Below are 25,320 nucleotides of genomic sequence, written 5' to 3'. Positions count from 1 at the left end.
GTCACTGCCGGTCGTATTCGTCTCTCTAAGGAAGCCATCATGAAAAAAAGTTTGCTGTTCCTGTGTCTGTCATTGGTCCTGGGCGGGGCCACACCGTCACTGGTCTCTGCTGCAGAAAATACGGCAAATACTGCGCCGGAAATTTCCGGCCAGACACTGCATAATTTAGCCTGGACGCCGCTGGTCCCGCCGGTCACCCAGGAAATTACCCTCGGAACATCATCACCGGAAATTAATCAGGGTGATATTCGTGGCGCGGTCGCCGCATTTGCTTTGCCGGCCGACAGAGGATCGCTGGAGATTACGCTTTCCAGCATTGCGACCGCTAAATCGGTTTATGCGCCGAATGTATTGATCCTCGACGAGCAGATGCGCCCTGCCGCATTTTATCCGTCTGAATACTTTACCTACCAGAAACCCGGTATTGCTTCAGGGGACCGGCTGGAAGGTGTGCTTAAACTGACCCCGGCGTTGGGGCAAAAACAAATTTACCTGCTGGTGTATACCACCACCCGGGATCTGTCTGCCACCACCACCCTGCTGAATCCGGCAAAAGCCTTTGCCGCTGGTGTCGGCAATGCGGTACCTGATATTCCGGACCCGGTGGCCCGCCATACCGCCACCGGAACACTGAGCCTGAAAGTCAGTGCCGAGCAAAGTACCGGAAATGTCACTATTGGCCAGTTCTTCCCACCTTCTGCTCCGGCATCTGCTGCTGCACCTGTAGTGGTGGGTAACTCACGGCCCACCGCAGCCCCGGCGGCCCCCGTAAAACCGGATGAGCCAATGCTGACTGATTCAGAAAGCTACTATAATACGGCCATTAAAAAGGCAGTGGCGGCAGGTGATGTAGATAAAGCCTTAAAACTGCTGGATGAAGCGGAACGGCTGGGCTCGAAAACAGCACGGAAAACCTTTATCGACAGTGTGAAACACTGATAAGAGGTCGGCCGGGAAACCGGCCGCCCCCCTGGAATCAGTGCAGGCAACACTGCTTAAATTTCTTACCACTGCCACAAGGGCAGGGATCATTACGCCCGGCCTTGATTTCAGCAATAAACGGCTGATTCACCACCGCAACCTCGTCGGTACGTAAATCAAACCAGTAGTGATGCAAGGCTAATGCTGCGTGACGAATCGCATCGATGCTGGTTTCGAATTCATCCGGGCTCAGCTGGTCAAGCTTATCGAAATTCTCTTCACGTCCATGCAAGGCAATCGCGTCGAGCGACAGTTGCAGGTTTTCAGGCAATACTGGCCACTGACCCAGCGCCACACCGCGCAGATAACCAAAGCACCATTCTTCAACAATGGTAAACTCCTGGCCTTCAACTTCACGGGTACCAAACAACGGCTCGAACTGGTCCGGATAATCCGTCAGACGCTGATCGATGTCATCCATATGCTGGAAGGTCAGCGTCATAAAACGCTCCATTTCCCGCTGAGAGCTCCAGCGCGGCACCTTTGACGCTCCGCCCCACACCTCAACCAGCCAGCGTTCCGGCTCGACCATCACCGGTCCTGAAAGAATTGCCGTCAGCAATCCATCCAGCCCCGACACATCCAGCACGGAATCTCCATCACCATATTTCATGAAGATATCATCCAGCCATTCCAGCTCTTTCTCTGTCAGGGGACCTTGTGTCATTACCTGCTACCTCATTTCTGCTGCCGGCACTATACCGACGTCGTAAAGGGGTAAGTATAACAGCAGACACCAGAACTGAGGGGATTAACCCTGCCGTGGGTGACAACTGCCTGCGGACAATAGTCTGGTTTGTGCAGCCTTGCGGGGCAGAGAAGTTTGCGTCTGTTCGCCGCGTCAATCCAGTCCCGATACCGGGAATCTCCGGCCACCCTAACCTTAATGCAGCGGCTGTAGAGGGCTCTGATAGCCGCCACCTAACGCCTGGATCAGACTAATATCGATAGTCATTTGCTGCATGCGCATATCGGTGAAGAGCAACTGTTGGCTCAGGGCCGCACGCTGTGCTTCCCGGCTGGCATACAGGCTGAGCAAACCTCGCCGGTAATGGGCTTGTGCACTATCAGCTCCCACCTGAGCTGCAGCCACTTTTTGTTGCTGCATCGACAATTGTTGATTCAGCGAATCGAGCTGTTGTGAACTGACAGCAACATCACGGACGGCATCTAATACTGCCTGATTATACTGTTTTATCAGGACATTGCTGGCGGTGCGGGCCGACTGCAGATGAGCATTGAGCGCCCCGCCATTGAATAACGGCAGATACAATCCCGGCAAAATATTAATCTGCTGGAAAGAGTATTTAAACAGGTCTCCGACACTCAGGGCGTTGTAACCCCAGAACGCCTTAATATCGAAATGTGGATAGAAAGCCATTTTTGCCGCATCCACTCTGCTGAGTGAGGCCAGGACATATCCTCGTAATGCCTGCAAATCGGGTCGTCTGGACAATAACTGATACGATAATTCCCGGGGCAATCCCTGTTGATGCAGAGGCCAGGGCCGGGGATGAAGAGACGCTATACTTGCCGCCCCCGCACCGGCGCCCATTAATGCCCGCAATGTCTCCCGTGCTGAGGCTAAATCCGTTTCAGCACTCAACAACTGCTGTTGTGCAGACAGCAATTCACTGTGAGCGCTGGCTAATGCCACATCATCCTCAAGCCCGCGCGCGACCCGTTCCTTATGTGCCTCAACCGAAAAACGACTAATCGCTTCCTGCTGTTTTAGCAGGGCAATACGTTGCCAGCTGGTCTGCATCGAAAAATAGAGCTGAGCAATATTGGCCGCGACAGCCTGCTCCGTCGCTGCAGTTTCCGCAAGCCGGGCATTATTTTCGCCAATCGCCGCCGCGACCCGGGCTTTATCTTCCCCCCATAAGTCAACGTTCATCGATGCGCCGATCCCAACCGTATTCAGGGTATACCACGGACCAGACTTGTTTTCCGGTAATGAGAATGAATAAGGCCAGGTAAATGAGCGCTGGCTGGTACGTAGCCGGTTCTGAGCGGCCACCGCCGTGGCCTGCAATCCGGAGACAGAATGTGCCAGATCGATATTCGCCTGTGACTGAGCAACCTGTAACCGGGCCGCCTGCACTGTGGGAGAATTTTGCAACGCTTCGCGGATCAACATATTCAGTTGTGGGTCATGGTATTTTTCCCACCAACTGCTCTGCGGCCAGCCGCTGTCAGCCAGATGGATAACTGACGATAACTCTGCCTGCTGTGGATTAATGATGGCTACTTCCCCCGGATCATGGCGAAAGAATGAACAGCCATTCAGTAACAACAGCCCGGCGCAGCTCAGGGCTGCTGACCGGGCAATGCGTGATAACCGAAGAATCAGTGTCATGGTTTGATTGTCCCGCCCACCGGGACGCACTGGTGATTGTTCGCTCCCCATACCGGCAATGCACAAATGGCCCGGGCTAATGGCTGACTATAGGGGTTACCGTCTGTCGCAGGTAACTGCGGATAACTGTTATCTGTTGCCTGTTCAATCTGCGCAGCATATTTTTTTAATACTGGCGCACACTGGCGTAAAAAATCTTGCGAATGATGGCTGTACAACCGATAGCCTTCACAGAGCCGCATAATTTCCTGCGCCCCGGCAAAACTTTTTTCCACCGGCCACTCCCTGAGTTCGGGGTACGGATAGGCCCGTGCCGAAACCGGCTCAGCAGAGACACGATTCAATAAATTTTCTGTCGCCAGCAGAGACTGATAAACCGGCCCCCACTGACGCTGATGAAATGCTTTATCCTGCGCCATCTCTTCAGCAAGCCGACGAAATAACTGACTGAGTTGTTGTTTTAGTTTCATGGCTTCGCTTTCCGGCCAAAGATATAAATGGATGACTGAAGACACCAGTACCCCTAACAAAATACCAATCACCCGGTCCCGCAATTCAGTCAGGTTATACAATGGCCCAAACCAGTCGAGAAAGGCTAAAGCAAAGGTGAAGGCAATTTGTATGCCGGCATAAGCAATTCTTTCCGACCCACCGGCAATCCATCCGGATAACGCCATCACGGGCAACACCATGACCACCAATCCGGTGACTGAAGCAAGATTCGGCTGAACAATAATCATCAGCCCCAGAGCCAGGAGGGTCGCCAGTAATGCCCCTGCGATTCTTAGCCAGGTTTTTTGCATCGTGGCTCCCAGTCCTGGCTGTGCCACAATCACACAACTCAGCATAATGGTGTGAATTCCCTCCCAGTCGGTGGCCGTATAAAACAGGTAGCACAGCAGGGTCGCCAGCAGGGTTTTCAGTGCGAATTGTGGATACACCGGATTAGTCCAGGCATCCGATGCCATTAACGGTGGTTTTTCGACGGGGAGAGTCGGCAACTCAACCGACTCTCCCGCCGACAGGCGGCTACAGGTAGTCGCCAACTGATGTAAAACCACATCATCTCCACGTATCCCGGGGGCTGTCGGTAGTTTACTGTCGGGATAGTCAGGGCGACGGCACTGCGCGGCGATATGCCGCAGATAGTCACTCAGTTCCGCTGCCAGAGCTTGCCGGTTCTGGTCCGGGTCCCCGGGAGGTAACAACATCGTCAGATAATAACACTGAGCTGCGGCAGCCATTGTCGTATGCCAGCGCCCCTGGTGTCGACGAAAAGCGGCGGAAGAGCGGCAGGCGAGATTAAAAAGTTCCTGTAATCTGGAAAACTGTTTTGCCACATCGGTTGCCCCGACAGGGTTCGCCGCCTGAGTGGTCTGCTGGTAACGATTGAGCTGCCAGGCACAGTCACTGAAATCTTTTGCCAGCTGTTGTCTGAACTGATAGTCGGGATAAGATTGACGAAAGCAGGCATTAACCAGCAGAGTCACTAAAACCGCAGTATTCGCCGCCACCCACAGCCAGAGCACCATACGGATAAGCAGTTCACCGTTACCGGTCATCGAGGGAAAGGTCTGAGCAAAGATCACCGACAGCGCAATAATAAAAAAAGCCAGTCCCGCCTTACCGAAAATACGCATGCAAAACATTGCAGCGAAAAATAATAATGAAGAACAGACCAACCGCACCAGCGGGTATTCATAGGTGAACTTCAGCATCAGAACGATTATGCCAATAACCACACTCAGCAGCAGGAAAAACGCGATACTCAGCATGCTGATAGTCACGACATTTGACTGACTGAGATAAAACGCCACGATAATAGCGACTGCCAGTAACGGGATGTGTAACGTCATAAACAACAGGATCAATACGCCACAGGTCAGGGTAAGTCGTAGCGCATAATTACCGCGACCGGTTGTGGGCTTAAGCTCCCGTTGCAGGAATTTGCCTAATGATTCTCTCATTGCCGGTACCTTACTGGTGCCCGGAATCCGGCAGTAATACCGCCGTCGCTGACGCACCAATACGAAACAGTGCCGGATCAGGATGTTCGACACGGATTTTCACCGGAAAACGTTGTGAAACATGCACCCAGTTAATCGATTTCTGAATAAAAGGTAATCCACCTGGCAGGCTGGCCCCGTCCCCGGACATCACCCCGGCCCCGACTGAATCCACCACCCCGGTAAAGACCCGTTGGTGATTGGTCATTACCCGTAACCGGGCCGCCCTGCCGGGACGAACGGTATCCAAATCTGTTTCCCTGAAATTAGCCACCACATACCAGTTCTGATCGTTAATTAATGTGAACACCGGTTTGAGTGCCGAAACATACTGCCCGGCAGTGGTGGTCAGTGATACGACAATACCGTCAAAAGGTGCCGTGACACGGGTATGTTCCAGCTGAAGTTTTGCGATGGCAATTTGTGCAAGAATATCACCGCGTTGAGCAACCAGAGCATCAACCCCGCTGACTGCAGATGCCGCCTGCAATGCCTGCAACTGTGTCGCCGCCAGTTCCGAACGAGCCGCCTTCTCAGCGGTCACTGCCTCATCTAAATCCTGTTGTGAAGCAAAACCTTTAGGCACCAGGGGGGCCAGTCGCTGACGGGTTGAGGTGGTTTGCCTGACTAATGCCTGTGCCCTGGCGACAGCCGCAGACACCGATCGGGCATTGTATTCCTGAGCCTGCACTGTTCGCCGGGTCAGCATTATCTGAGCATCCAGGGCCGCCAGCCGGCTTTGCGCGCCATTGAGAGAGTCCTGATACATCCGGGGGTCAATCCGGAAGAGTAAATCTCCTTTTTTTACCCGCTGGTTATCATGCACCGGCATATCAATAATGGTGCCATTCACCTGAGGGACAACATCGATGGTATCAGCATAAACAGTGGCATCATTGGTTTCCGGCGAAGTTTGCATCTGCCATATAACAATAATAAGACCGATGATGACTGCCAGAATTATCACCAGTAATGGCCATTTTCTTCGCACTACCACAACCGGGGAATCTGTCGTCATCGTTTTAGTTCGCAAACAAAATAAACCATAGTATGACTGCAAATAAGAACAGCAGCCCCGGATAGCTAATGATCAGTGGCGACAGAGACTCCTGCCACTGCTTGCGGGCCACCAACCAATGAAATAACCCTAACAACAATGCCGCACCGATAAGACAAAACAGCCAGCCAGGAAATGCCGCGCCTAATACAGGAATCGACGACGATAATGCACAGCCAGAAAGCACAGAAGCGATAACCGGTATCATTAGCGGTCTTGTCCATAACTTACATATCATCTTCACTTGACTGAGCATTTCCGCTGTTCCCGGTATATAATAATCCATTATTTATCAATAAGATAAATAATTAAAACTCTGATTCAGTCAGTTTTCCCGTCAAAGCTCACTCCACTCTCAGGAGCCATGACTAAAAACAGCCATACAAAGAGCAGTATAGTGCACTATTTCATAACGTTACGATATATTACCTGATTTTTCTTGCCCGGGCTGTCTGAGGTAGCGGAAGCAGATCTGAATCAGGATTATCTTCGGGAAACTACCTACCTGTATTACAAAGCATCCTGTCCTGCGAACCCCCTGTATCTCAATTGCCTGAAACCCGCTGACAACCTCACCAGGATAATCCGCGACCTCAGGCTTCTGACAACAATCCGACATCAGTCAGCCAGAAATTTTAGGTCCGTCCTGTGAACACATGTACCCGGGCCCGTTTCCCCGATGACCGCAGGAATCGTTCTGATGCTACCTCTCGTTATTTTTGCACCAAATCTGTGCCCTGCATCTCAAATGTGCACCAGAGGTGATCACCCCGTCACCACACACTCATATAAATCAACAACTTAAAAACTGGCATGCAAAATGCTGTGGATTGATCAGATATCGAATATAGTATACTGTTAATGCGTTGTTAAAAATAGACGTACTTGCAGCAACTCATTGTGGGGTGTTTATGTCTGGAAATTTTAAGAAACAGCTATCGCTGACCGACCTGACCTTTATTGGCTTAGGCGCTATTTTTGGATCTGGCTGGCTGTTCGCCGCCAGCCACGTTTCAGCTATCGCCGGTCCGGCAGGCATTTTTTCCTGGCTGATTGGTGGCTTTGCCGTACTGCTGCTGGGGATCGTGTTCTGCGAACTGGGGGCGGCAATCCCGCGGGCCGGCGGAGTCATAAGTTACCCGGTTTATTCGCACGGTCCGCTGCTCGGCTATCTGATGGGATCCATCACCGTCATCGCTTTTACCAGTCTGGTCGCCATCGAAGTGGTGGCTGCACGCCAGTACGCCGGAGCCTGGTTTCCGGGGTTGACCATCAGCAGTTCCGGCGCGCCGACCATTGCAGGCTGGATTTTCCAGTTCGTGGTGCTGTGCGGTTTCTTCTATATTAACTACAACAGCGTCAAAACCTTCGCCCGTACCAATAACATCATCAGTGTATTCAAATTTATTGTGCCGCTGCTGGTGCTGGGCTGCCTGTTTATGTTCTTCAAACCTGCCAACCTGCATATTGCTCAGTTTGCTCCCTTCGGTATGAGTGGTGTGGAAATGGCCGTGTCGGCGGGTGGTGTTATCTTTGCCTACCTGGGTCTGACCCCGATTATCTCAGTAGCCAGTGAGGTACAAAACCCACAACGCACCATCCCGATTGCCATGATTGCTTCCGTGTTAATGTCGGCTGTCATTTATGTGTTACTGCAACTGGCATTTGTCGGCAGTATTCCGACCGAAATGCTGGCGAACGGCTGGGCGGCCATCAGCAAAGAATTCACCCTCCCATACCGTGATATCACCCTGGCTCTGGGGATTGCCTGGCTGGGCTACTTCGTGGTGGCGGATGCTGTCATCTCCCCGACCGGTTGCGGTAATATCTATATGAATGCCACCCCACGCGTCGTCTACGCCTGGGCCAAATCCGGTACCCTGTTTGGTATCTTCTCCCGTGTAGATAAAAAGTCGGGTATTCCACGCCCGGCACTGTGGTTAACTTTTGCCTTGTCAGTGTTCTGGACTCTGCCCTTCCCTTCCTGGGAAGCACTGATAAATGTGGTCTCTGCCGCACTGGTCCTGAGCTACGCACTGGCACCGATTACCGTGGCGGCATTACGCAAAAGCAGCCCCGACCTCGACCGTCCTTTCCGGGTGCGTGGTTTTGCCGTGATGGGTCCTCTGTCATTTATTATCGCCTCCCTGATTGTCTACTGGTCTGGCTGGAGCACTATATCCTGGCTGCTTGGCTTACAGATTGTGATGTTTATCATTTATGTCGCCTGCGCAAAGTTTGCTCCAACCCGCAAAATCTCCATGAAACAGCAGGTCATCTCCTCGTCATGGCTGATCGCTTTTTACGCCCTGATGATGCTGGTTTCCTGGGCTGGTGGCTTTGGCGGTCACGGTTATATCTCTCATCCGCTGGATACTCTGGTGGTCGCCCTGGTGGCACTGGTGATCTACTACTGGGGTGCAGCGGTGGCCTTACCTGCCGCACTGGTCGATTTTAATGACGAAGATACCGCAGAAGATATCCCTGCAGCATCACGCCACTCATCTCGTCCGGTGCAGCCCGCCTATCGTCAGACACATTAATCCACTCCGAAGGGGGCCACTGACAGCGCCGCCTTCGCTAACAAAGTTTGCTCGTTAATCAGAATTTCGGGGAAGATATGCAGAAGATAGCGATTATTGATTCACATACCGGGGGCGAACCCACCCGCTTAGTCACGGCAGGTTTTCCGGACCTGGGACAAGGCACAATGGCCGAGAGACGCGACCGTCTGTCCGGCGAATTTGACCACTACCGCCGGACCTGCATGCTGGAGCCTCGCGGTAACGATGTACTGGTGGGGGCACTACTGTGCGAACCGGTCGATCCGGCTGCCGCTGCCGGCGTCATTTTCTTCAATAACACCGGATATCTCGGGATGTGTGGTCATGGCACTATCGGGCTGGTGCGCTCGCTCGCCTATATGGGACGCATCACCCCGGGAAAACATATCATCGAAACTCCGGTCGGCAATGTCACCGCCACTCTGCACGATGATCTCAGCGTCAGCGTGCGTAATGTCCCCTCATGGCGATATCGTAAAGCGGTCACGCTGCACAGCGAGACTCTGGGCGAGGTTACCGGCGATATCTCCTGGGGAGGAAACTGGTTTTTCCTGATCAACGATCACGGATTAGAAGTGACGCCACAAAATATTCCGGCACTGACCCGCTATGCGTTGCAGGTGCAGCAGGAGTTACAACAGCAGGGCATCTTTGGCGATCAACAAGGCATTATCGACCATATCGAGCTGTTCGCCGCCGACCCTGAAGCCGACAGCCGCAGTTTTGTGTTATGTCCTGGCGGACAATGGGACCGTTCTCCCTGCGGCACAGGCACCAGCGCCAAACTGGCCTGCATGGCGGCCGATGGCAAACTGGCTGCCGGTGAAGAGTGGTGCCAGGCCAGCGTGATTGGCAGCCGTTTTATTGCCAGTTACCAGCCTGAGGGAGATAAAATTATCCCGACACTGCGTGGTACTGCGCATATCTGTGGCGACACCACCCTGCTGATTGATGATAACGACCCGTTTGCCTGGGGGATCGTCTGATGTCAGACACTGCCGATGTGATTGTCATTGGCGGCGGGATTGTCGGCGCATGTTGCGCCTGGCAACTGGCATCACAGGGTTTATCGGTGGTGGTGCTGGATGCCGGGTTCCCGGCTGCCACCGCCTCCGGCATGGGGCATCTGCTGATCCTTGATGATAACCCGGCAGAACTGTCGATTACCGGTTACTCACTACAACGCTGGCGGGAGTTAAGCCATCAGCTTCCGGCGGGTGCGGCCTGGAAACAGAATGGCACACTCTGGATGGCGGCCAGTGATGAAGAGATGGCGGTTGCCGAAAAGAAAGCGGCCATCCTGCAACAGCAGGGAATTCCCTGCCGTCTGCTGAGTGGTCAGCAGATGACTGAGGCCGAACCCCTGATTCGTGAAGGACTGACCGGCGGACTGGAAATAAGCAGTGACGGCATTCTTTATGCGCCGGTCGTGGCTGACTGGATGTTAAATCATCCGGGAATCCGTCGGGTGACTGCCGAAGTCACCGCTATCGAAGAACCCCGGGTCGTTTGCCGTGATGGCCGTCGTTTCAGTGCCACGCATATTTTGCTGGCCAATGGTGTGCAGGCCCCGGACCTGCTGCCGGAAATCCCGGTGGTCCCCAAAAAAGGTCATCTGCTGATTACTGACCGTTATGCCGGTATTGCCCGTCGTACTCTGGTCGAGCTCGGGTATGTCACCAGCGCGCACAATGCCAGCGGCCCTTCCACGGCCTGCAATATTCAGCCGCGCCCTACCGGACAGTTACTGATTGGATCAACACGACAATTTGATACCACCGACCCACAGGTGGAAAGCTGGATGCTGAGCAAAATGCTACGCCGTGCCTGTGAATATGCACCGGCACTCAGACAGCTCAATGCCGTCCGTGCCTGGACGGGTTTTCGTGCGGCTTCCCCGGATGGTCTGCCGCTGATTGGCCGACACCCCCGTCGTCCGGGACTCTGGCTGGCCGTCGGCCATGAAGGTCTGGGAGTCACCACCGCCACAGCCACCGCAGATTTACTCACCGCGGCAATACTGAATACCCCGCCGCCACTGTCAGGAGAAGATTTTCTGCCTGACCGGTTTTTAGTTCACGGAGAAGCTTATGCCACAGCTATTCATTGACGGGCAGCCGGTCACCCTGGCAGAAGGTGCAACGGTCGCTGCCGCACTGAGTATGGCAGGGGACCACTGCAGCCGTACCTCGGTCACTGGTCACCGGCGCGCCCCGGTATGCGGCATGGGTATTTGCCAGGAGTGCCGGGTAATGATTAACGGACAACGACGACTGGCCTGCCAGACCTTATGTCAGGACGCGATGGAAGTGGTGACCTATGAGTGAATTACAGGCTGATGTTCTGGTGGCCGGAGCAGGCCCCGCAGGTATTGCTGCCGCCCTGGCAGCAGCGGACTGTGGCTGTCAGGTAATAGTTATTGATGATAACCCGCGCCCCGGCGGGCAAATCTGGCGCGGTGGCCCCGGCAGTCATTTGCCGGACAATGCCTTACAGGCGCTGGAAAAGCTTCGACAACATCCGCACATCCGGCTGATGCCGTCTACACGGCTGGTGATGCGCATCCGTGAAGGTGTCTATCTGCTGGAAGAAAATCAGCAAGCCAGCCAGCTACGTGCCGAAAAGGTCATTATCTGCACCGGGGCCCGTGAATTGTTGCTGCCGTTTCCCGGCTGGACCCTGCCCGGAGTGACGGGGGCTGGCGGGTTACAGGCACTGGTTAAAGGTGGTGTGCCGGTGGCTTCACAGCGCATCGTTATCGCCGGAAGTGGTCCGTTATTGCTGGCAAGTGCTCATACCGCAAGAAAGCAGGGTGCTCAGATTGTCGGCCTGCTGGAACAACAATCCTGGCCGGCGGTTGCTGCCATGATGGCGCAACTCTGGCACTGGCCATCGAAACTGGGTCAGGCCATCACTTTATTTAACCGCCACTATCGGGCGGATAGTTATGTCACTGAAGCGCTGGGTGACAACTGTCTGGAGGCGGTAAAAATCCGTCAGAGCGGACGGGAAAAAACCATTCCGTGTGACCGGCTGGCCTGTGGCTATGGTCTGGTCCCCAATCTGCAACTGGCAGAACTGCTGGGAGCCGAACATGACAGCGACGGTATCTTTGTTGATGAACACCAACGGACCCAACTGCCCGGAATCTATGCTGCCGGCGAGTGCACCGGCATTGGCGGCAGTGAATTGTCGATAGCGGAAGGCACCATTGCCGGCTACTGCGCCGCCGGCCATCCGCAACACGCTACCCCGTGGGTCGCCCGCCGCGAACACTGGCAGGCATTTGCCCTGCTGCTGAAACAAGGCTTTGGCCTGAAAAACGAGTTAAAAAATCTGGTCAGTGATTCTACCGTGGTCTGCCGTTGTGAGGACGTGCGTTGGTCAGAGGTCAGTTCACTGGAAAATCTTAAACACATCAAAATGCTCACCCGTTGCGGCATGGGTCCCTGTCAGGGAAAAATCTGTCACAGCAGCCTGCGCTTTCTTAAGCCAATAACCGGCAGCCAGACCCGGCCACCCGTGATGAATGCACGGATCGACACGTTGTGTCTGCCGGATGAGCAAGCCCCCCACTCACCTACTTAATTAACAGGAAAACGACTATGCAAATTCAGGGAAAACAATTTATTCAGGGTCAGCGTAGCCAGCAAGGTCAGGATGAACTGTACAGCGTGGATGCCACGACGGGCGAAACCCTGGCCACCTTCTATGCTGCCACCGAACAGGAAGCCAATGCAGCCTGTGTGGCTGCGGCTGAGGCCTTTCAGGTCTTCCGGCAAACCACCATTGAGCAACGGGTTCAGTTACTGAATACCATTGCCGATGAACTGGATGCCCTGGACGACGGATTTATTCACAAAGTGATGCAGGAGACCGCGCTGCCGGAAGGACGTATTCGTGGCGAACGCGCCAGAACCAGCGGCCAGATGCGCCTGTTTGCCAGCGTGTTAGCGCGCGGCGATTTCCTGGGCGCACGTATTGATACCGCATTACCGGATCGCACCCCGCTGCCACGCCCCGATTTACGTCAGGCGAAACTGGGCGTCGGCCCGGTGGCGGTTTTCGGCGCCAGCAACTTTCCCCTGGCCTTCTCCACAGCTGGCGGCGATACCGCATCAGCCCTGGCGGCCGGTTGCAGTATCGTGATGAAAGCCCATACCGGGCATATGATCACCGCAGAATATGTAGCTGGCGCAATCACGGCAGCACTGGAAAAATGTGGTCTGCCGGGTGGCGTATTTAATATGCTGTATGGCAGTAATATTGGTGCTGTAGTAGTTCGTCACCCGGAAATTCAGGCGGTTGGCTTTACCGGATCACTGCGTGGTGGCCGGGCTATCTGCGATATGGCCGCTGCACGTCCTCAGCCAATCCCGGTATTTGCTGAAATGAGCAGTATCAACCCGATGCTGCTGTTACCGGAAGCACTAAAGAACCGTGGCACCGAAATCGCACGTCAGTTGACCGATTCAGTGGTTGCCGGGTGCGGCCAGTTCTGTACTAATCCGGGCATGATTATCGGTATTCGTTCACCTCAGTTCACCGAATTTTTACAGCAAATGAGTGAAAATATCGCTAACAGCCCGGCCCAGACCATGCTGAACTCTGGCGTGCTGTCCAGCTATCAGCACGGATTGCAGGAACTTTCACAACATTCCGGGGTAACTCATCTCGCCGGTCAGCCCCAACAAGGGACTCAGGCATTTCCACAGTTGTTCAGGGCAGAAGCAGAGTTACTGTTAAACGGCGACCCGTTATTACAGGAAGAGGTTTTCGGTCCGGTCAGTGTGGTCATCGAGGTGGAAAGCCACCAGCAGTTAAAAGCAGCGTTACGTGCCGTGCGGGGGCAGCTGACCATCACTCTGCTGGCAGAGGATAACGACCTGGTGAACTTCGCCGATTTGGTACCGATCATTGAACAAAAAGCCGGTCGTCTGCTGGTCAATGGTTATCCGACCGGGGTTGAAGTTTGTGATGCGATGATTCATGGTGGTCCTTATCCTGCCACTTCCGATTCACGTGGCACGTCGGTCGGGACTCTGGCCATCGAACGTTATCTGCGCCCTGTCTGTTACCAGAACTATCCGCAACATCTGCTGCCGGCAGCGTTACAGGACAGTAATCCGCTGAACATCGACAGGCTGGTTAACGGTAAAATGACCCGCGAAGCTCTGTAAGGAGGACGCAAACGATGAAACTGAGCATCGATCAGACCACCACTCTGATCAGCGATATCCTCAGCACGGCCGGATTTAATCCGGCACATACAGAGGCCATTACCGGCACCATTATGGCCGGAGAAATTGATGGCTGCCGTTCGCACGGTGTCTGGCGTACCCTCGGGATTGTCAGGACTCTGACTGAGGGCAAGGTGGTGCCAGACGCCCAACCGGTAATCAGCGATCTGAGCCCGGCTGTACTGAGTGTCGATGCGGCGGGCGGGTTTTCTCCGCTGGCGTATCAGCAGGCTTTGCCGGAATTTATCAGCAAAACCCGCCGTCAGGGGATAGCCGCTCTGGCCGTCCGGCATTGTGTTCATTTCTCGGCCCTGTGGGTCGAAATTGAAAAACTGACCGACGCCGGACTGGTGGGTATGGCCTATACACCTTCACATGCCTGGGTAGCCCCGACCGGCGGACGGGAACCGGTGTTTGGCACTAACCCGATGGCGTTTGGCTGGCCACGCCAGGGCCATCCGCCGTTTATTTTTGACTTTGCCACCAGTGCGGTAGCGCGGGGCGAGATTGAGTTACACCGTCGCAGCGGAACCCCGTTGCCGGAAGGCTGGGGGGTTGACCGGCAGGGGAACAGCAGCAGCGATGCGGCCGAAGTACTGGATCACGGGGCTATGCTGACTTTCGGGGGCCATAAAGGCTCTGCACTGGCCGCGATGATCGAGCTGCTGGCAGGCCCGTTGATTGGCGATCTGACCAGTACCGGTTCGCTGGCCTGGGATAATGGTAGTAAAGCGCTGCCTTATCACGGTGAACTGCTGATTGCGATTAACCCGGCCATCTTCCCGGGCGGGGACGGCCCGGAAAATCAGCAACGGGCAGAACAGATGTTCGATGCCATCGTCGGACAGGGAGCCCGGCTGCCTTCCCAGCGACGCTACCGCAACCGTCAGCACAGCCTGCAGCACGGACTGGAGATTCCGGATAGCCTGTATCAGGAATTATGCCAGTTACTGCCCGCGGGCTGACAGTACCCCCCTGGCTCTTAACTGTTGTGTTTATGAGCCATATTCATAAACGCTTTCACCCCGGCGGCAGTTATCTGCCGCTTTTTTTTTGGCACAATGTTCACCACATTCCGTTTCACAGAGACCACAGGAAAATGACGATACTGAAAATTATCCCCAATGGCTCGGTCCCTTCAGCCAAAGGCCCGGACAGTTATTTTACCGGTAATGTGCGCATTGACGCTCATTTCAGTGGCAGCGGTGATGCCAAAGTCGGTGGCGCGACGGTGACCTTTGAGCCAGGAGCCCGGACAGCCTGGCACACTCACCCGCTCGGTCAGACGCTGATAGTGACCCACGGTCAGGGATGGATTCAGTGTGAAGGCGAAGCTATTCAGGTGATCAACTGCGGTGATATCGTCTGGATCCCTCAGGATATCAAACACTGGCACGGTGCTACCCCAGAAACCGCCATGACTCATATCGCTATTGCTGAATCTCTGAATGGCAGCCCGGTCGACTGGATGGAAAAAGTGACTGATGAGCAGTATCAGTTACAACGGTAATACCGAATAGCCTGCCGTTACCGCCAACCTTCGCGGACGGCGTGAATCCGTAATCACGGAAGGCCTCAGCATCACTCTGATATCAGCGACAGTCCCCGCTGTCGCTGATAATTCCCCGCTAAGACGGGTCAGTCTGCTGGTGAAACTCTGTTTCCAGTGCAATAAAACTACTGATCATCTCCCGCCAGACCCGTTCAGCCACGGTCACTGATAGCCCCTGTTGTTCCGCCAGCACTTTAATCCTGTCAATCACCGCTGCCACCCTCTCCGGTGCGGGGATAAGCCCGGGGTCGGTTTTAAAACCGGCGGCTGCCTGTACGCAAATCTGGCGTTCGGCCAGCAAACGCACCAGCTGGCTGTCGAGGCGATCGATATCCTGTCTGACATCTGCAATTGACTGATATTTCATATGTTACCTGTCAGGTTGTTAAAGAGATGTTTACGTGCTCCCTCACCCGGGTGCTTATTTATCGGCAGCCATAACGCGGTACACAAAAGGCACCGAGTCACGCAGCGAAACATTCACGGTTCCTCCGTGATCCATCCCTGCATACTGTTTCACTTCCACCTGAGTGCCCGCTGCCTGAACATCTTTGGCAAACTGCTGCTGCATGGCGGTCGGGACATTAATGTCCTGCAGACCGATGCCGATAAATACCGGGTGATTAATTTTCAGCGTGTTGTAGCGCAGTGACGGCAACTGAGAATCCAGTAATCCCTGAAAATCGGGCAGGAAACTGTTTTTATCGTTCAGTCGCTGTTCCATCACGTGTCTGGTCAGCGGCGTAATACATAACTGTTCCGCCAGTTTCACATCCGGAATTGCCCGTTTTTGAAAATAGTCAGCCACTTTCAGTTTCTTATTCTCGTCAGCGGCCGAGAGGTAAATGTAGTAAGCGTAAGGCATTTTCGGGTCGCCTCCGGATGTTACGGAGGTGGTTTTAAAAATATCACTGACGGTGGTATGCGCATTGATATAAGGCGTGCCGGTTAATACGGTTCCCAGCACATGCAAACCGGGCGCATAAGAGGACTGATAACCCGAAGCCGCAAAGGCGGCATGTGCCCCCTGAGACTGACCGACAATGATCAGTTTATTGCTTAAGGGAAAACTTTTCAGCGCGGCCTTCACACTGTCCAGTACACTCCAGGCCTCAGCCCGGGCATTAAGATAATGGTGTAACCCGGATGATCCCAGACCGGCATAATCCGGCGCCACCACCGCAAACCCTAAAGATAACCAGCTGTTCAGATACTGCTGATCACGCGCTGAACGTGGATTAAGTGACGGTGCACAGGCATTGGCCACACCCACGGTCCCGTGAGCCCAGACCACTACCGGCCAGCCTCCCTGCGGTGCCGGGCCTTTCGGCAGGAATACCGCGCCGCTGTCCTGACGGGGTGTTTTACCATCCACTCCGTCCAGCGAAGAGTAACGAATCAGATATTGTGCCGAAGCTTCGGACAACCCGTGGTCCGCCGGCAGCGGAGATTTTTCCAGCAGTACACCGTTCGGTGTCGCCGGAGCGGCCTGCACCGCACAACTCACCGCGACGACTGTCGCCAGTAAAACAGCTGCGACTTTACTCATCCGTTTCTCCTGAATTTGAAGTACGTCTGCAAATTTACCAAAGCCTGCCCTCCGGACTGCGGAAAGCTAAGACGGAGGAGATAATCGCTCCGCCAGACCGGAACCCGCCGGGGTGTAACGCTTGTGGTATACATCACCCCGCCCCCGGAAAGGCAACCTTCAGGCAGCCACCCTCGTAACTGATAAGATAAATTTTACACTAAATATGCGGGTTCACTATTTCACAGTCCTGCCAGCCTGAACAGGAATATTCACCCCCGGGTAAAATTAAACTGCTTATTTTTATAGACATAATATTAATGAAACATATTCCCGGAGGTAAAAATAGCCCTCAAAATCCTGGTCTCTGGCTCACCGAAAAACATTAATATCAGAGATAAATAAGTCACTCAGCCTCACTTTATTGAATCCGGGGCAAGGTGAATACCCGCCAGTGCCCCTTCCGTCGTATATTGTCCCGCCGGGCGTCTGGTATTTTTGTCGTGCAATATCACGTATGCTCACAAGAAAGCGCCTCTGGCTCAGGAAACGAACACTATGCAACCTCAAACTCTACTGCTGGGAAGCTGGACCGGCATGTCCGGTCATCCGCGGGCAGAAAAAACAGCCTATCCCAGTGAAGGAATTTACCGCTTACAGCTGTTAGCGGATGGCAGTCTGCAGATCGTGGACCGACTGAAAACCGACAACCCGTCGTGGATTGTGGTAAGCCAGGACCAGCGTTTCCTGTACACCACCAATGAAAGTGAAACCGGTCGCGTCAGTGCGATAGAAATTACCCCGCAAGGCCCGCTGCGGCTGCTCAACAGCCAGCAGACCCGGGGCGCGCACCCGACCCATGCCTGCCTGACTCCGGATGGCCATTACCTGCTGGCGGCCAACTATTCTGATGGCATGAACAATGCCGGATTTATTGTGTTTCCGATAATGGGTTCAGGAGAGATTGGCGAGGCCGTGCAGCATGTCCGGTTCGCAGAAGGATCGGCGGTAGTCGCGGAACGTCAACAGAGCGGGCATGCTCATTCGGTCAATATCAGTCCCGACGGCAGAAGATTATATGTGGCCGATCTCGGCGCAGACATTGTCAGGGTTTACCATTATCAACCGCAAAACGACACGCCTTTCCTGCCTCAGCCTCAGGATGATATCCGTTTGCCTGGCGGCGCAGGTCCACGACATATCGCGTTTTCGGCTGACGGCAGATTTGTCTGTGTGGTCAGCGAAATGTCGGCACAGATTCATCTGTTTCAGATGAATGAAGGCCAACTGAACGCTATTCAGACGCTTGAACTGGCAGACAGTGACTCTGCGGAGGATAAAGCCGGTGCCGGCGTGCTGTACAGCCCTGACGGACGTTTTCTCTACGTCGGTAACCGCCAGCAACGCAATGAAATTGTGGTATTCCGCGTAGACCCACAAACAGGGCGCCTTAGTGACAGGCAGCAGTTTTCTTCCGGAGGTATCGAACCCAGGGCCTTTGCCTTTGATAACACTGGACACTTCCTGCTGGTCGCCAATGTCTGGTCGAATACGGTGACGGTCTTAGCCCGCGATCCGCATAACGGCGGATTACGCCCAACCGGCAACAGCCTGGATATTGGCACCCCGACCGATATTAAATTTCTGCGCGAAGATAACCGGCAGGTTATCCCGTACCGCACTCAGGCCATCTGACGAACTGCCTGCCGGCGCAAACCTCCGGCAGGCAATCACCTGTTGCACTGAGAGATCAGTGCAGGATAGCGTTAAGGATAAGCACCCCGGCCAGACCCATTACCGAAATCAGAGTTTCCATCACAGTCCAGGTTTTCAGTGTTTCCGTGACACTCAGGTTAAAGTAGCCTTTAAATAACCAGAAACCCGGATCATTGACGTGCGAAGCGATTACACTGCCAGACCCTACCGCCAGCACCATTAGTGCAGGATCGGCATGAGTCACCGCAATAATCGGAGTCACGATGCCGGCAGTCGTAATCGCTGCCACCGTCGCTGATCCCAACGCTATCCGCAACATTGCCGCTACGGTCCAGCACATCAGCAACGGCGACAATGATGAACCTTTCATCATCCCTGCGATAAAATCACCCACTCCGCTGTCGACCAGCACCTGTTTAAAGGCTCCGCCACCGGCAATGATAAAGACAATCATAGCAATGGCTGAAATTGATGAGCTACACATCTCCATGACTTCGCCCATTTTCCGGCCATTACGTAATCCGAGGGTAAATACCGCTATCACTACGGCAATAAATAAAGCGATCGCGGGGTTACCAATAAACTCGAAGAACTGACGGAACAGGTTTTCTTTCGGGGTAGTCAGTTCAAAAACGGCGGCAATCGCCATCAGGATCACCGGGATCACTGCCGCAAAGATACTGATGCCGAATCCCGGTAATTCATGTTCAGCAAAAATTTTGGGGTTATACAGTCCTTCCGGAGGCTCTTTTTCAAAATTTTTCAGAAATTTAGAAAATACCGGACCCGCTACTATCACTGTAGGGAGAGTGATAATGATGCCATACAACAATGTGGTTCCCAGGTTCGCCCCAAAGATAGCGGCAATCGCCGTGGGGCCGGGATGCGGAGGCAGGAAGCAATGGGTCACCGACAATGCGGCCACCATCGGCAGTCCCACATACAGTAATGGCATACCGGCGGCGGCCACCACGGTAAACACCAGCGGTAACAGCAGGACGAAGCCAATTTCATAGAACATCGCCAGCCCGACAATCAGCCCTGTCACCATCAGTGCCCACTGCACCCGCTGTTTACCAAAGGCCGCAATCAGCGTCGTCGCCACCCGTTGGGCGGCCCCGGTATCCGACACCAGCTTACCCAGCATGGCACCAAACCCCAGAATCATCGCCAGACTGCCCAGAGTGCCGCCGACCCCCTTCTGGACGGAAGCCAGGGCCTGCAACGGAGTCATCCCTTCAGCAATACCGACGACGATGGAGACAAAGATCAGCGACAAGAAGCCATTGGCCTTGAACACAATCATCAGGACCAGCAACAGTATTACCCCGAGCGCTATTATTGTAATTGGCATAGTACAGCTCCCATAAAAAGGTAAAAACAGAAAACAACCGAGGAATAAAAAGTAAAAACAACCCTGATTCAGCACATCAGAGAGTTAACGCCACGTTCCAAACACCGGATAAACAGCAGCGAAACTCATGACAGGCCCGCCTAAAAAGATAGCTGAACTTTAGCGGCTTTCTGTTTATCGCCGGCAAAATTAAGCGCCGCATCAATTTCATGATAATCAAATTCACCGCTATATAACGGCAATGGATTGATCGTCCCTTTTTCCAGCCATTCAACGGCGGTCGCAAATTCATGGGTAAAACGGAACGATCCGACCAGGTTTATCTCTTTGGCAATCAACATCATGATCGGAAAGCCAGGCACATCCCCGCCCATGCCAACCTGCACCAGCGTACCTTTTGCACGAGTGATCTCCAGACAACGGGTCAGAGAAGAGGGATGGCCCGAGGCTTCGAAGGAGACATCGAAGTAACCTTTATCAGCGAGAAAAGGGGTGAAGTCCCCGTTTGCAGCATCAATGGTCCGTGTGGCCCCCATCGCCTCCGCCATGGTCAGCGAACGCGGGCTGATATCGGCACACACCACTTCTGCGGCACCGCGGGCTTTAGCGGCTGCCGCGATCAGGCAACCGATAGGTCCCACGCCAGAAATAAACACTTTTTTATCCTGCAGATCACCTGCCTGATGTGTCGCATGAATACACACCGCCAGCGGTTCGGCAAACACCATCACCCGGTCATCAGCCTGATGATTGAAGGGAATGCACTGAGCAGTGTCGACAATTTTATACTGACTAAAACCGCCATCTACATGTGGAAAATACATCGCACTGCCAAAAAAACGCATAGTGGTGCACTGATTTTCCTGCCCGGCTTCGCAGTATTTACAGTGGCCACAAGGTTTGGAGGGATTGACCGCAACTTTCTGGTTTTCCTGTAACTCCGGATTATCACTTTTCACCACATAACCAATCACCTCATGCCCGAGGATCATGGGCATTTTCACGGCAAAACTGCCCACCTTGCCGTGCTGGTAATAATGCAAATCAGAGCCGCAGATCCCGCCACGGGTAATCCGAACCAGAGTGCCGGTGCCCTGATAATCGACCTGCTGGCTCGTCACTTCCACCTGTTGTTTACCGGTAATCATGCAGGAATAGGTTGTCGTCTTCATAGTGGTACTCATGGTCGCCCTTTGTAAATACAGTAGTTCAGGCGCGTATCAGAGCGTGATTTATTGGAGAAAACTGTGATGAGCAGCAGATTACTTTATGTTAAAGAACTCTGTTAACGATAGCGTGATAAGCGTAATGGTTAGCTGAAGGGGCGATGGCTGAACATTTCGTCGGGAAAAGCAACAATAACGGGTGACTGATCGCTTTTAAGCCATAGCAAGGAGGGGCGGGACTCCCCGGCAAAGAGCCCCTGATAAGTCACCTTAACGGAGATGAATACCGGGTCACCGCATGGCAGTGAACCCGGGGGTTGAAATTATATCAGGTGGAAATGTTGTCAGATAACCTGTTACCTGCCCCGGAGGAATGTCAAAGGTCATTATTGAGGATATGTTTGTTTCCCCCAGTCCAGCGCGGTCATTATCAAAGCCTGAAGCAGACGCTGAACCCCGGCGGCGATAGCCGGTTGCCAGGCAAAGCTTTCCTCATCCATGTAAATACACTGCGCCATTTCCAGCTGAACAGCATGAATATGTTGCTGTGGATTGCCATAGTGGCGGGTAATGTAACCGCCTTTGAACCGGCCGTTCAGTACGTGGCTGTACCGGGGCGCATCTGCCGGTGGATTTTCACAACAATTAAGTAAAGCCTGGCTGAGTGCCGGGTCACAGCTATGGCCATCAGCAGTACCGAAATTAAGGTCTGGCAAACGGCCCTCAAATAGCCGGGGAACAACAGAGCGTATTGAGTGTGCATCCCAGAGCAACACGTAGCCAAACTTATCCCGTAACCTTGTCAGTTCGGTGGCCAAAGCATCATGATAAGGCTGCCAGACAGAAGAGAGAATCTGCGCCTTTTCTGCCTGGTCCGGCTGGCCTCCCGGGGTAAACAGGGGCTCTCCGTCAAAGAAAATGTCGGTGAACAGTCCGGTGGTCGCACTGCTGTACAGTGGTTTATCATCGGCCGGGCGATTTAAATCCACCACATAACGTGAATAGCCGGCCACCAGAGTGCTGGCACCCAATTCAGCAATCCCCTGATAAAGATCCGGAATGTGCCAGTCGGTATCCTCCAGCCGGCGCCCTCTGGTGGTCAGTCCGGCCGCAACGCCTTTGGTGAGTGCTGTGCCCGGATGAGGCATACTAATCAGCAATGGTAGCGTTCCGCGGGTTAATTCAAATGCCTTAGTCACGATAGACTTCCTCCCCCTGAAAAATAACCTGTTTCGATAATGCCCCACCCAGCCAGTAACTAAGTTCAGCGGGATGTTCTACATCCCAGGCAACAAAGCTGGCCTCTTTACCCGCTTCGAGTGAGCCACAATCATTTTCAATACCCAGCGCCCGGGCCGCATAAACCGTCACGCCCGCCAGCGCCTCTTCCGGTGTCATCCGGAACAAGGTACAGGCCATATTCATCACTAATCTCAGCGATAACATCGGCGAGGTTCCGGGGTTCATATCACTGGAAATCGCCATCGCAACCCCATACTGACGCAGTAAACTGACCGGCGGTTGCCGGGTTTCCCGTAAAAAGTAATAGGCACCCGGCAGTAACACCGCGACGGTGCCCTGCTGTGCCATCTCTGCGATATCCGGCTCACACAGATATTCCAGATGGTCGGCTGACAATGCATGATAGCGTGCGGCCAAAGCCGCACCATGTTGCAGAGAAAGTTGTTCCGCATGCAGTTTTACCGGTAAACCCAGTGAGGTGGCCACCTGAAAGATCCGCTCCACCTGAGCTGACGTAAATGCCAGGTGCTCACAAAACGCATCTACCGCATCGACCAGCTCCTCCTGGTGCAGTTCGGGTAGCAGCTGCCCGCAGATGTAATCGATCCAGTCATCGGCACGCCCCTGATATTCCGGCGGAACCGCATGCGCGGCGAGGCAGGTACTGCGGATAGTCAGAGGCAGCTCCTGACCAAGCTGCCTGATCACACGCAACATTTTTCGTTCACTTTGCAGATCCAGACCGTATCCGGATTTTATCTCCAGCGCGGTGACCCCATCCTGCCTTAAAGCCTGAATCCGTTGGCTAGCCTGCCTGAGCAATAGCTGTTCGCTGGCGGCGCGCGTCTCGCGCACGGTACTGGCTATTCCGCCGCCGGCAGCGGCGATCTCAGCATAACTGACGCCCTGCAGCCGTTGTTCAAATTCTGCTGCACGGTTACCGCCAAATACCGAATGCGTATGACAATCCACCAGCCCGGGAGTGACCAGCCTCCCGTTCAGGTCGACCCGGTTCGTTACCGGAACCTGCGGGAGATCGCCGGACTCTCCGATCCAAAAAATCGTCTTTTCGTGAGTCAGCAGCGCCGCATCAGAGATCAGATTATATTTTCCGCCGGACATGGTCACTGCACGGCAATGATGCCAAAGTGTGTACATATCAAACCTCTTTAGTCGTGTACTGACTCACGTTTGCGCAGCCAGTAGTAAACAATCGCCGGCAACAGCAGTCCAATCATCCAGGAGATATCAATCCCCCCTAACACTTTGACCATTGGTCCACTGTAAAATCCACTGTCGATAAATGGCGTTTGTACTACCACCCCCAGCAGATAGGTCCCCAGCCCCACGGCATTCCATGCGCGGTATTTGCCCGCCGGATTATTCAGCGCAGCGATGTCGATCGACTGGTGGTTAAAAAAGTAATAATCCACCAGGTTAACGGCACTCCAGGGAGTAAAAAAGGCCAGCAAGAACAACAGAAAAGATTTGAACGTACTCAGGAAGGAGTGCTGGCCAATCATGGCAAACCCTGTGGCCACAATGATTACCGCTGCCAGAATGGCCAGTCGCACCAGTTGGCTAATATGCGCCACGCGGCCACGGCAATTGTAGACGGTCGCCAGGCACATCATGCTGCCATAGGCATTCAGAGTGTTGATGGTTAGCTTGCCAAAGGCAATGCTCAGATAGAGCAGGATAGCCACCCCACCGGTACCTCCCAGACTGACGATGTATTCGACTTCATGGCCCATCAGTTTACCCTGTGATAATGCAGCAGCAAACACTCCCATGGTCATCGCTACCTGAGCACCAATCACCGATCCGCCGCCTACGGCAAAAAACACCTTGCGTGACGAGGTACTGACAGGCAGATATCGGGAATAGTCTGCCACGTAAGGCCCAAACGTAATCTGCCAGGAGGCGGACAGCCCGACCGCCGTCAGCAGCGTCGTCCAGTGAAATGGCTGAACGATTAACAGTTCACTTAACGGGTGGAGGGTTCCCATTTTCCAGAACAGCCAGACAAAGGCTATAATCCCAATCAAACTCGCCAGTTTGCCCATCAGGTGAATTAACCGGTATCCGGTATAAGCGATGATTAATGTGGCAACAGCAAAGATCACAATTCCGCTGGTTTCAGAAATGCCAAAAATAGCAGAGATCGCCTGCCCTGAAAGTACCGCGCCGGTGGCAATAAAACCAAGATACATCAGGCATACCAACAGAGTAGGCAGGCTGGCACCATAAACCCCAAACTGCACGCGGCTGCTAATCATCTGAGGGATTCCGAGTTTCGGTCCCTGGGCTGCATGCAGTGCCATGACAATGCCGCCGGCAACCTGGCCGATAGCTAAGCCAATCAAAGACCAGAACACATCACCACCAAACACGATGGCCAGCGCACCGGTAATCACCGCCGTGATTTGCAGATTCGCCCCCATCCACAAGGTAAACTGACTGAAGATACTGCCGTGGCGTTCATTTTCAGGAATCGGTTCAATAGAACGGGTTTCGGTAAAACTATTTTGGCTCATCGTTATCCCCCGCAACCA

Annotated in this window: 22 protein-coding genes; 10 read left to right on the top strand and 12 right to left on the bottom strand. The window is 53.8% G+C overall.

Annotated elements, in window-relative coordinates; all coding sequences use genetic code 11:
• Positions 1–39: 39 nt before the first annotated feature.
• Positions 40–939: a maltose operon protein MalM gene (gene malM / locus B3Z23_RS10545; RefSeq protein WP_294907981.1), complete on the top strand. Its 900-nt coding sequence runs from the start codon at positions 40–42 to the stop codon at positions 937–939.
• A 37-nt stretch (positions 940–976) separates the two neighbouring features.
• On the opposite strand, the gene B3Z23_RS10540 is transcribed toward malM, so the two are convergent.
• The 5 genes from B3Z23_RS10540 to B3Z23_RS10520 all read right to left on the bottom strand — a co-directional run bounded on the left by B3Z23_RS10540 (position 977) and on the right by B3Z23_RS10520 (position 6,611).
• The gene (locus tag B3Z23_RS10540; RefSeq protein ID WP_294907978.1) at positions 977–1,648 is read right to left on the bottom strand and encodes a YecA family protein; all 672 of its coding nucleotides are present in this window, start codon (positions 1,646–1,648) and stop codon (positions 977–979) included.
• Positions 1,649–1,864: 216 nt separating this feature from the next.
• On the bottom strand, positions 1,865–3,340 hold the full coding sequence (locus B3Z23_RS10535; RefSeq protein ID WP_294907975.1) for an MdtP family multidrug efflux transporter outer membrane subunit: 1,476 nt from the start codon (positions 3,338–3,340) through the stop codon (positions 1,865–1,867).
• The gene (locus tag B3Z23_RS10530; protein ID WP_294907971.1) at positions 3,337–5,307 is read right to left on the bottom strand and encodes an FUSC family protein; all 1,971 of its coding nucleotides are present in this window, start codon (positions 5,305–5,307) and stop codon (positions 3,337–3,339) included. The genes B3Z23_RS10535 and B3Z23_RS10530 overlap by 4 nt, the downstream gene beginning before the upstream one ends.
• Before the next feature lie 10 nt (positions 5,308–5,317).
• A complete protein-coding gene (mdtN, locus tag B3Z23_RS10525; protein ID WP_294907968.1) occupies positions 5,318–6,364 on the bottom strand; it encodes a multidrug transporter subunit MdtN in 1,047 nt (348 codons plus the stop codon).
• 4 nt (positions 6,365–6,368) lie between these two features.
• Positions 6,369–6,611: a YtcA family lipoprotein gene (locus B3Z23_RS10520; protein WP_294907965.1), complete on the bottom strand. Its 243-nt coding sequence runs from the start codon at positions 6,609–6,611 to the stop codon at positions 6,369–6,371.
• 703 nt (positions 6,612–7,314) lie between these two features.
• Between B3Z23_RS10520 and B3Z23_RS10515 the strand changes: the two genes are divergently transcribed.
• The 8 genes from B3Z23_RS10515 to B3Z23_RS10480 all read left to right on the top strand — a co-directional run bounded on the left by B3Z23_RS10515 (position 7,315) and on the right by B3Z23_RS10480 (position 15,717).
• Positions 7,315–8,946: an APC family permease gene (locus B3Z23_RS10515; protein WP_294907962.1), complete on the top strand. Its 1,632-nt coding sequence runs from the start codon at positions 7,315–7,317 to the stop codon at positions 8,944–8,946.
• 77 nt (positions 8,947–9,023) lie between these two features.
• A complete protein-coding gene (locus tag B3Z23_RS10510; RefSeq protein ID WP_294907959.1) occupies positions 9,024–9,953 on the top strand; it encodes a 4-hydroxyproline epimerase in 930 nt (309 codons plus the stop codon).
• Positions 9,953–11,077: an NAD(P)/FAD-dependent oxidoreductase gene (locus B3Z23_RS10505; RefSeq protein WP_294907956.1), complete on the top strand. Its 1,125-nt coding sequence runs from the start codon at positions 9,953–9,955 to the stop codon at positions 11,075–11,077. The genes B3Z23_RS10510 and B3Z23_RS10505 overlap by 1 nt, the downstream gene beginning before the upstream one ends.
• Positions 11,058–11,294 (top strand): (2Fe-2S)-binding protein, encoded by a 237-nt coding sequence (locus tag B3Z23_RS10500; RefSeq protein WP_294907953.1) that lies wholly within the window; start codon positions 11,058–11,060, stop codon positions 11,292–11,294. Before B3Z23_RS10505 ends, B3Z23_RS10500 begins: the two co-directional genes overlap by 20 nt.
• Positions 11,287–12,555, top strand: a complete 1,269-nt coding sequence (locus tag B3Z23_RS10495) for an NAD(P)/FAD-dependent oxidoreductase (RefSeq protein ID WP_294907949.1) — start codon at positions 11,287–11,289, stop codon at positions 12,553–12,555. The genes B3Z23_RS10500 and B3Z23_RS10495 overlap by 8 nt, the downstream gene beginning before the upstream one ends.
• Positions 12,556–12,572: 17 nt before the next feature.
• A complete protein-coding gene (locus B3Z23_RS10490) occupies positions 12,573–14,147 on the top strand; it encodes an aldehyde dehydrogenase (NADP(+)) (protein ID WP_294907946.1) in 1,575 nt (524 codons plus the stop codon).
• Positions 14,148–14,161: 14 nt separating this feature from the next.
• A complete protein-coding gene (locus B3Z23_RS10485; protein WP_294907943.1) occupies positions 14,162–15,172 on the top strand; it encodes an Ldh family oxidoreductase in 1,011 nt (336 codons plus the stop codon).
• A 143-nt stretch (positions 15,173–15,315) separates the two neighbouring features.
• On the top strand, positions 15,316–15,717 hold the full coding sequence (locus B3Z23_RS10480) for a (R)-mandelonitrile lyase (RefSeq protein ID WP_294909422.1): 402 nt from the start codon (positions 15,316–15,318) through the stop codon (positions 15,715–15,717).
• Positions 15,718–15,835: 118 nt separating this feature from the next.
• On the opposite strand, the gene B3Z23_RS10475 is transcribed toward B3Z23_RS10480, so the two are convergent.
• Both B3Z23_RS10475 and B3Z23_RS10470 read right to left on the bottom strand, forming a co-directional pair.
• Complete coding sequence (locus B3Z23_RS10475; protein WP_294907940.1) at positions 15,836–16,126, bottom strand: chorismate mutase; 291 nt, start codon at positions 16,124–16,126, stop codon at positions 15,836–15,838.
• Between the two features lie 54 nt (positions 16,127–16,180).
• On the bottom strand, positions 16,181–17,308 hold the full coding sequence (locus tag B3Z23_RS10470; RefSeq protein ID WP_294907937.1) for a lipase family protein: 1,128 nt from the start codon (positions 17,306–17,308) through the stop codon (positions 16,181–16,183).
• A 537-nt stretch (positions 17,309–17,845) separates the two neighbouring features.
• Here B3Z23_RS10470 and B3Z23_RS10465 point away from each other — a divergent pair.
• Positions 17,846–18,982 (top strand): lactonase family protein, encoded by a 1,137-nt coding sequence (locus tag B3Z23_RS10465; RefSeq protein WP_294907934.1) that lies wholly within the window; start codon positions 17,846–17,848, stop codon positions 18,980–18,982.
• A 55-nt stretch (positions 18,983–19,037) separates the two neighbouring features.
• Here the strand turns inward: B3Z23_RS10465 and B3Z23_RS10460 are convergent, their stop codons facing one another.
• The 5 genes from B3Z23_RS10460 to B3Z23_RS10440 all read right to left on the bottom strand — a co-directional run bounded on the left by B3Z23_RS10460 (position 19,038) and on the right by B3Z23_RS10440 (position 25,302).
• Entirely contained in the window at positions 19,038–20,357 is a 1,320-nt protein-coding gene (locus B3Z23_RS10460; RefSeq protein WP_038019239.1) for a gluconate:H+ symporter, read from the bottom strand.
• 140 nt (positions 20,358–20,497) lie between these two features.
• Positions 20,498–21,529 carry an L-idonate 5-dehydrogenase gene (gene idnD, locus B3Z23_RS10455; protein ID WP_294907927.1) on the bottom strand — a complete coding sequence of 344 codons (1,032 nt, stop codon included), beginning with the start codon at positions 21,527–21,529 and terminating at the stop codon, positions 20,498–20,500.
• Between the two features lie 380 nt (positions 21,530–21,909).
• Complete coding sequence (gene hutG / locus B3Z23_RS10450) at positions 21,910–22,722, bottom strand: N-formylglutamate deformylase (protein WP_294907924.1); 813 nt, start codon at positions 22,720–22,722, stop codon at positions 21,910–21,912.
• Positions 22,715–23,923, bottom strand: a complete 1,209-nt coding sequence (hutI, locus tag B3Z23_RS10445; RefSeq protein WP_294907922.1) for an imidazolonepropionase — start codon at positions 23,921–23,923, stop codon at positions 22,715–22,717. The genes hutG and hutI overlap by 8 nt, the downstream gene beginning before the upstream one ends.
• 11 nt (positions 23,924–23,934) lie before the next feature.
• Entirely contained in the window at positions 23,935–25,302 is a 1,368-nt protein-coding gene (locus tag B3Z23_RS10440; RefSeq protein WP_294907920.1) for a purine-cytosine permease family protein, read from the bottom strand.
• Between the last annotated feature and the right edge of the window lie 18 nt (positions 25,303–25,320).

This window comes from Tatumella sp. UBA2305, assembly GCF_002345795.1.
Classification (GTDB): domain Bacteria; phylum Pseudomonadota; class Gammaproteobacteria; order Enterobacterales; family Enterobacteriaceae; genus Tatumella; species Tatumella morbirosei.
This window is presented reverse-complemented; position numbering and strand designations above follow the sequence as displayed.

Bases quoted from the DNA above. Each gene is read 5' to 3' on its own strand.
- malM (WP_294907981.1), top strand. From the start codon at position 40: ATGAAAAAAAGTTTGCTGTTCCTGTGTCTGTCATTGGTCCTGGGCGGG.
- B3Z23_RS10540 (WP_294907978.1), bottom strand. From the start codon at position 1,648: ATGACACAAGGTCCCCTGACAGAGAAAGAGCTGGAATGGCTGGATGAT.
- B3Z23_RS10535 (WP_294907975.1), bottom strand. From the start codon at position 3,340: ATGACACTGATTCTTCGGTTATCACGCATTGCCCGGTCAGCAGCCCTG.
- B3Z23_RS10530 (WP_294907971.1), bottom strand. From the start codon at position 5,307: ATGAGAGAATCATTAGGCAAATTCCTGCAACGGGAGCTTAAGCCCACA.
- mdtN (WP_294907968.1), bottom strand. From the start codon at position 6,364: ATGACGACAGATTCCCCGGTTGTGGTAGTGCGAAGAAAATGGCCATTA.
- B3Z23_RS10520 (WP_294907965.1), bottom strand. From the start codon at position 6,611: ATGATACCGGTTATCGCTTCTGTGCTTTCTGGCTGTGCATTATCGTCG.
- B3Z23_RS10515 (WP_294907962.1), top strand. From the start codon at position 7,315: ATGTCTGGAAATTTTAAGAAACAGCTATCGCTGACCGACCTGACCTTT.
- B3Z23_RS10510 (WP_294907959.1), top strand. From the start codon at position 9,024: ATGCAGAAGATAGCGATTATTGATTCACATACCGGGGGCGAACCCACC.
- B3Z23_RS10505 (WP_294907956.1), top strand. From the start codon at position 9,953: ATGTCAGACACTGCCGATGTGATTGTCATTGGCGGCGGGATTGTCGGC.
- B3Z23_RS10500 (WP_294907953.1), top strand. From the start codon at position 11,058: ATGCCACAGCTATTCATTGACGGGCAGCCGGTCACCCTGGCAGAAGGT.
- B3Z23_RS10495 (WP_294907949.1), top strand. From the start codon at position 11,287: ATGAGTGAATTACAGGCTGATGTTCTGGTGGCCGGAGCAGGCCCCGCA.
- B3Z23_RS10490 (WP_294907946.1), top strand. From the start codon at position 12,573: ATGCAAATTCAGGGAAAACAATTTATTCAGGGTCAGCGTAGCCAGCAA.
- B3Z23_RS10485 (WP_294907943.1), top strand. From the start codon at position 14,162: ATGAAACTGAGCATCGATCAGACCACCACTCTGATCAGCGATATCCTC.
- B3Z23_RS10475 (WP_294907940.1), bottom strand. From the start codon at position 16,126: ATGAAATATCAGTCAATTGCAGATGTCAGACAGGATATCGATCGCCTC.
- B3Z23_RS10470 (WP_294907937.1), bottom strand. From the start codon at position 17,308: ATGAGTAAAGTCGCAGCTGTTTTACTGGCGACAGTCGTCGCGGTGAGT.
- B3Z23_RS10465 (WP_294907934.1), top strand. From the start codon at position 17,846: ATGCAACCTCAAACTCTACTGCTGGGAAGCTGGACCGGCATGTCCGGT.
- B3Z23_RS10460 (WP_038019239.1), bottom strand. From the start codon at position 20,357: ATGCCAATTACAATAATAGCGCTCGGGGTAATACTGTTGCTGGTCCTG.
- idnD (WP_294907927.1), bottom strand. From the start codon at position 21,529: ATGAAGACGACAACCTATTCCTGCATGATTACCGGTAAACAACAGGTG.
- hutI (WP_294907922.1), bottom strand. From the start codon at position 23,923: ATGTACACACTTTGGCATCATTGCCGTGCAGTGACCATGTCCGGCGGA.
- B3Z23_RS10440 (WP_294907920.1), bottom strand. From the start codon at position 25,302: ATGAGCCAAAATAGTTTTACCGAAACCCGTTCTATTGAACCGATTCCT.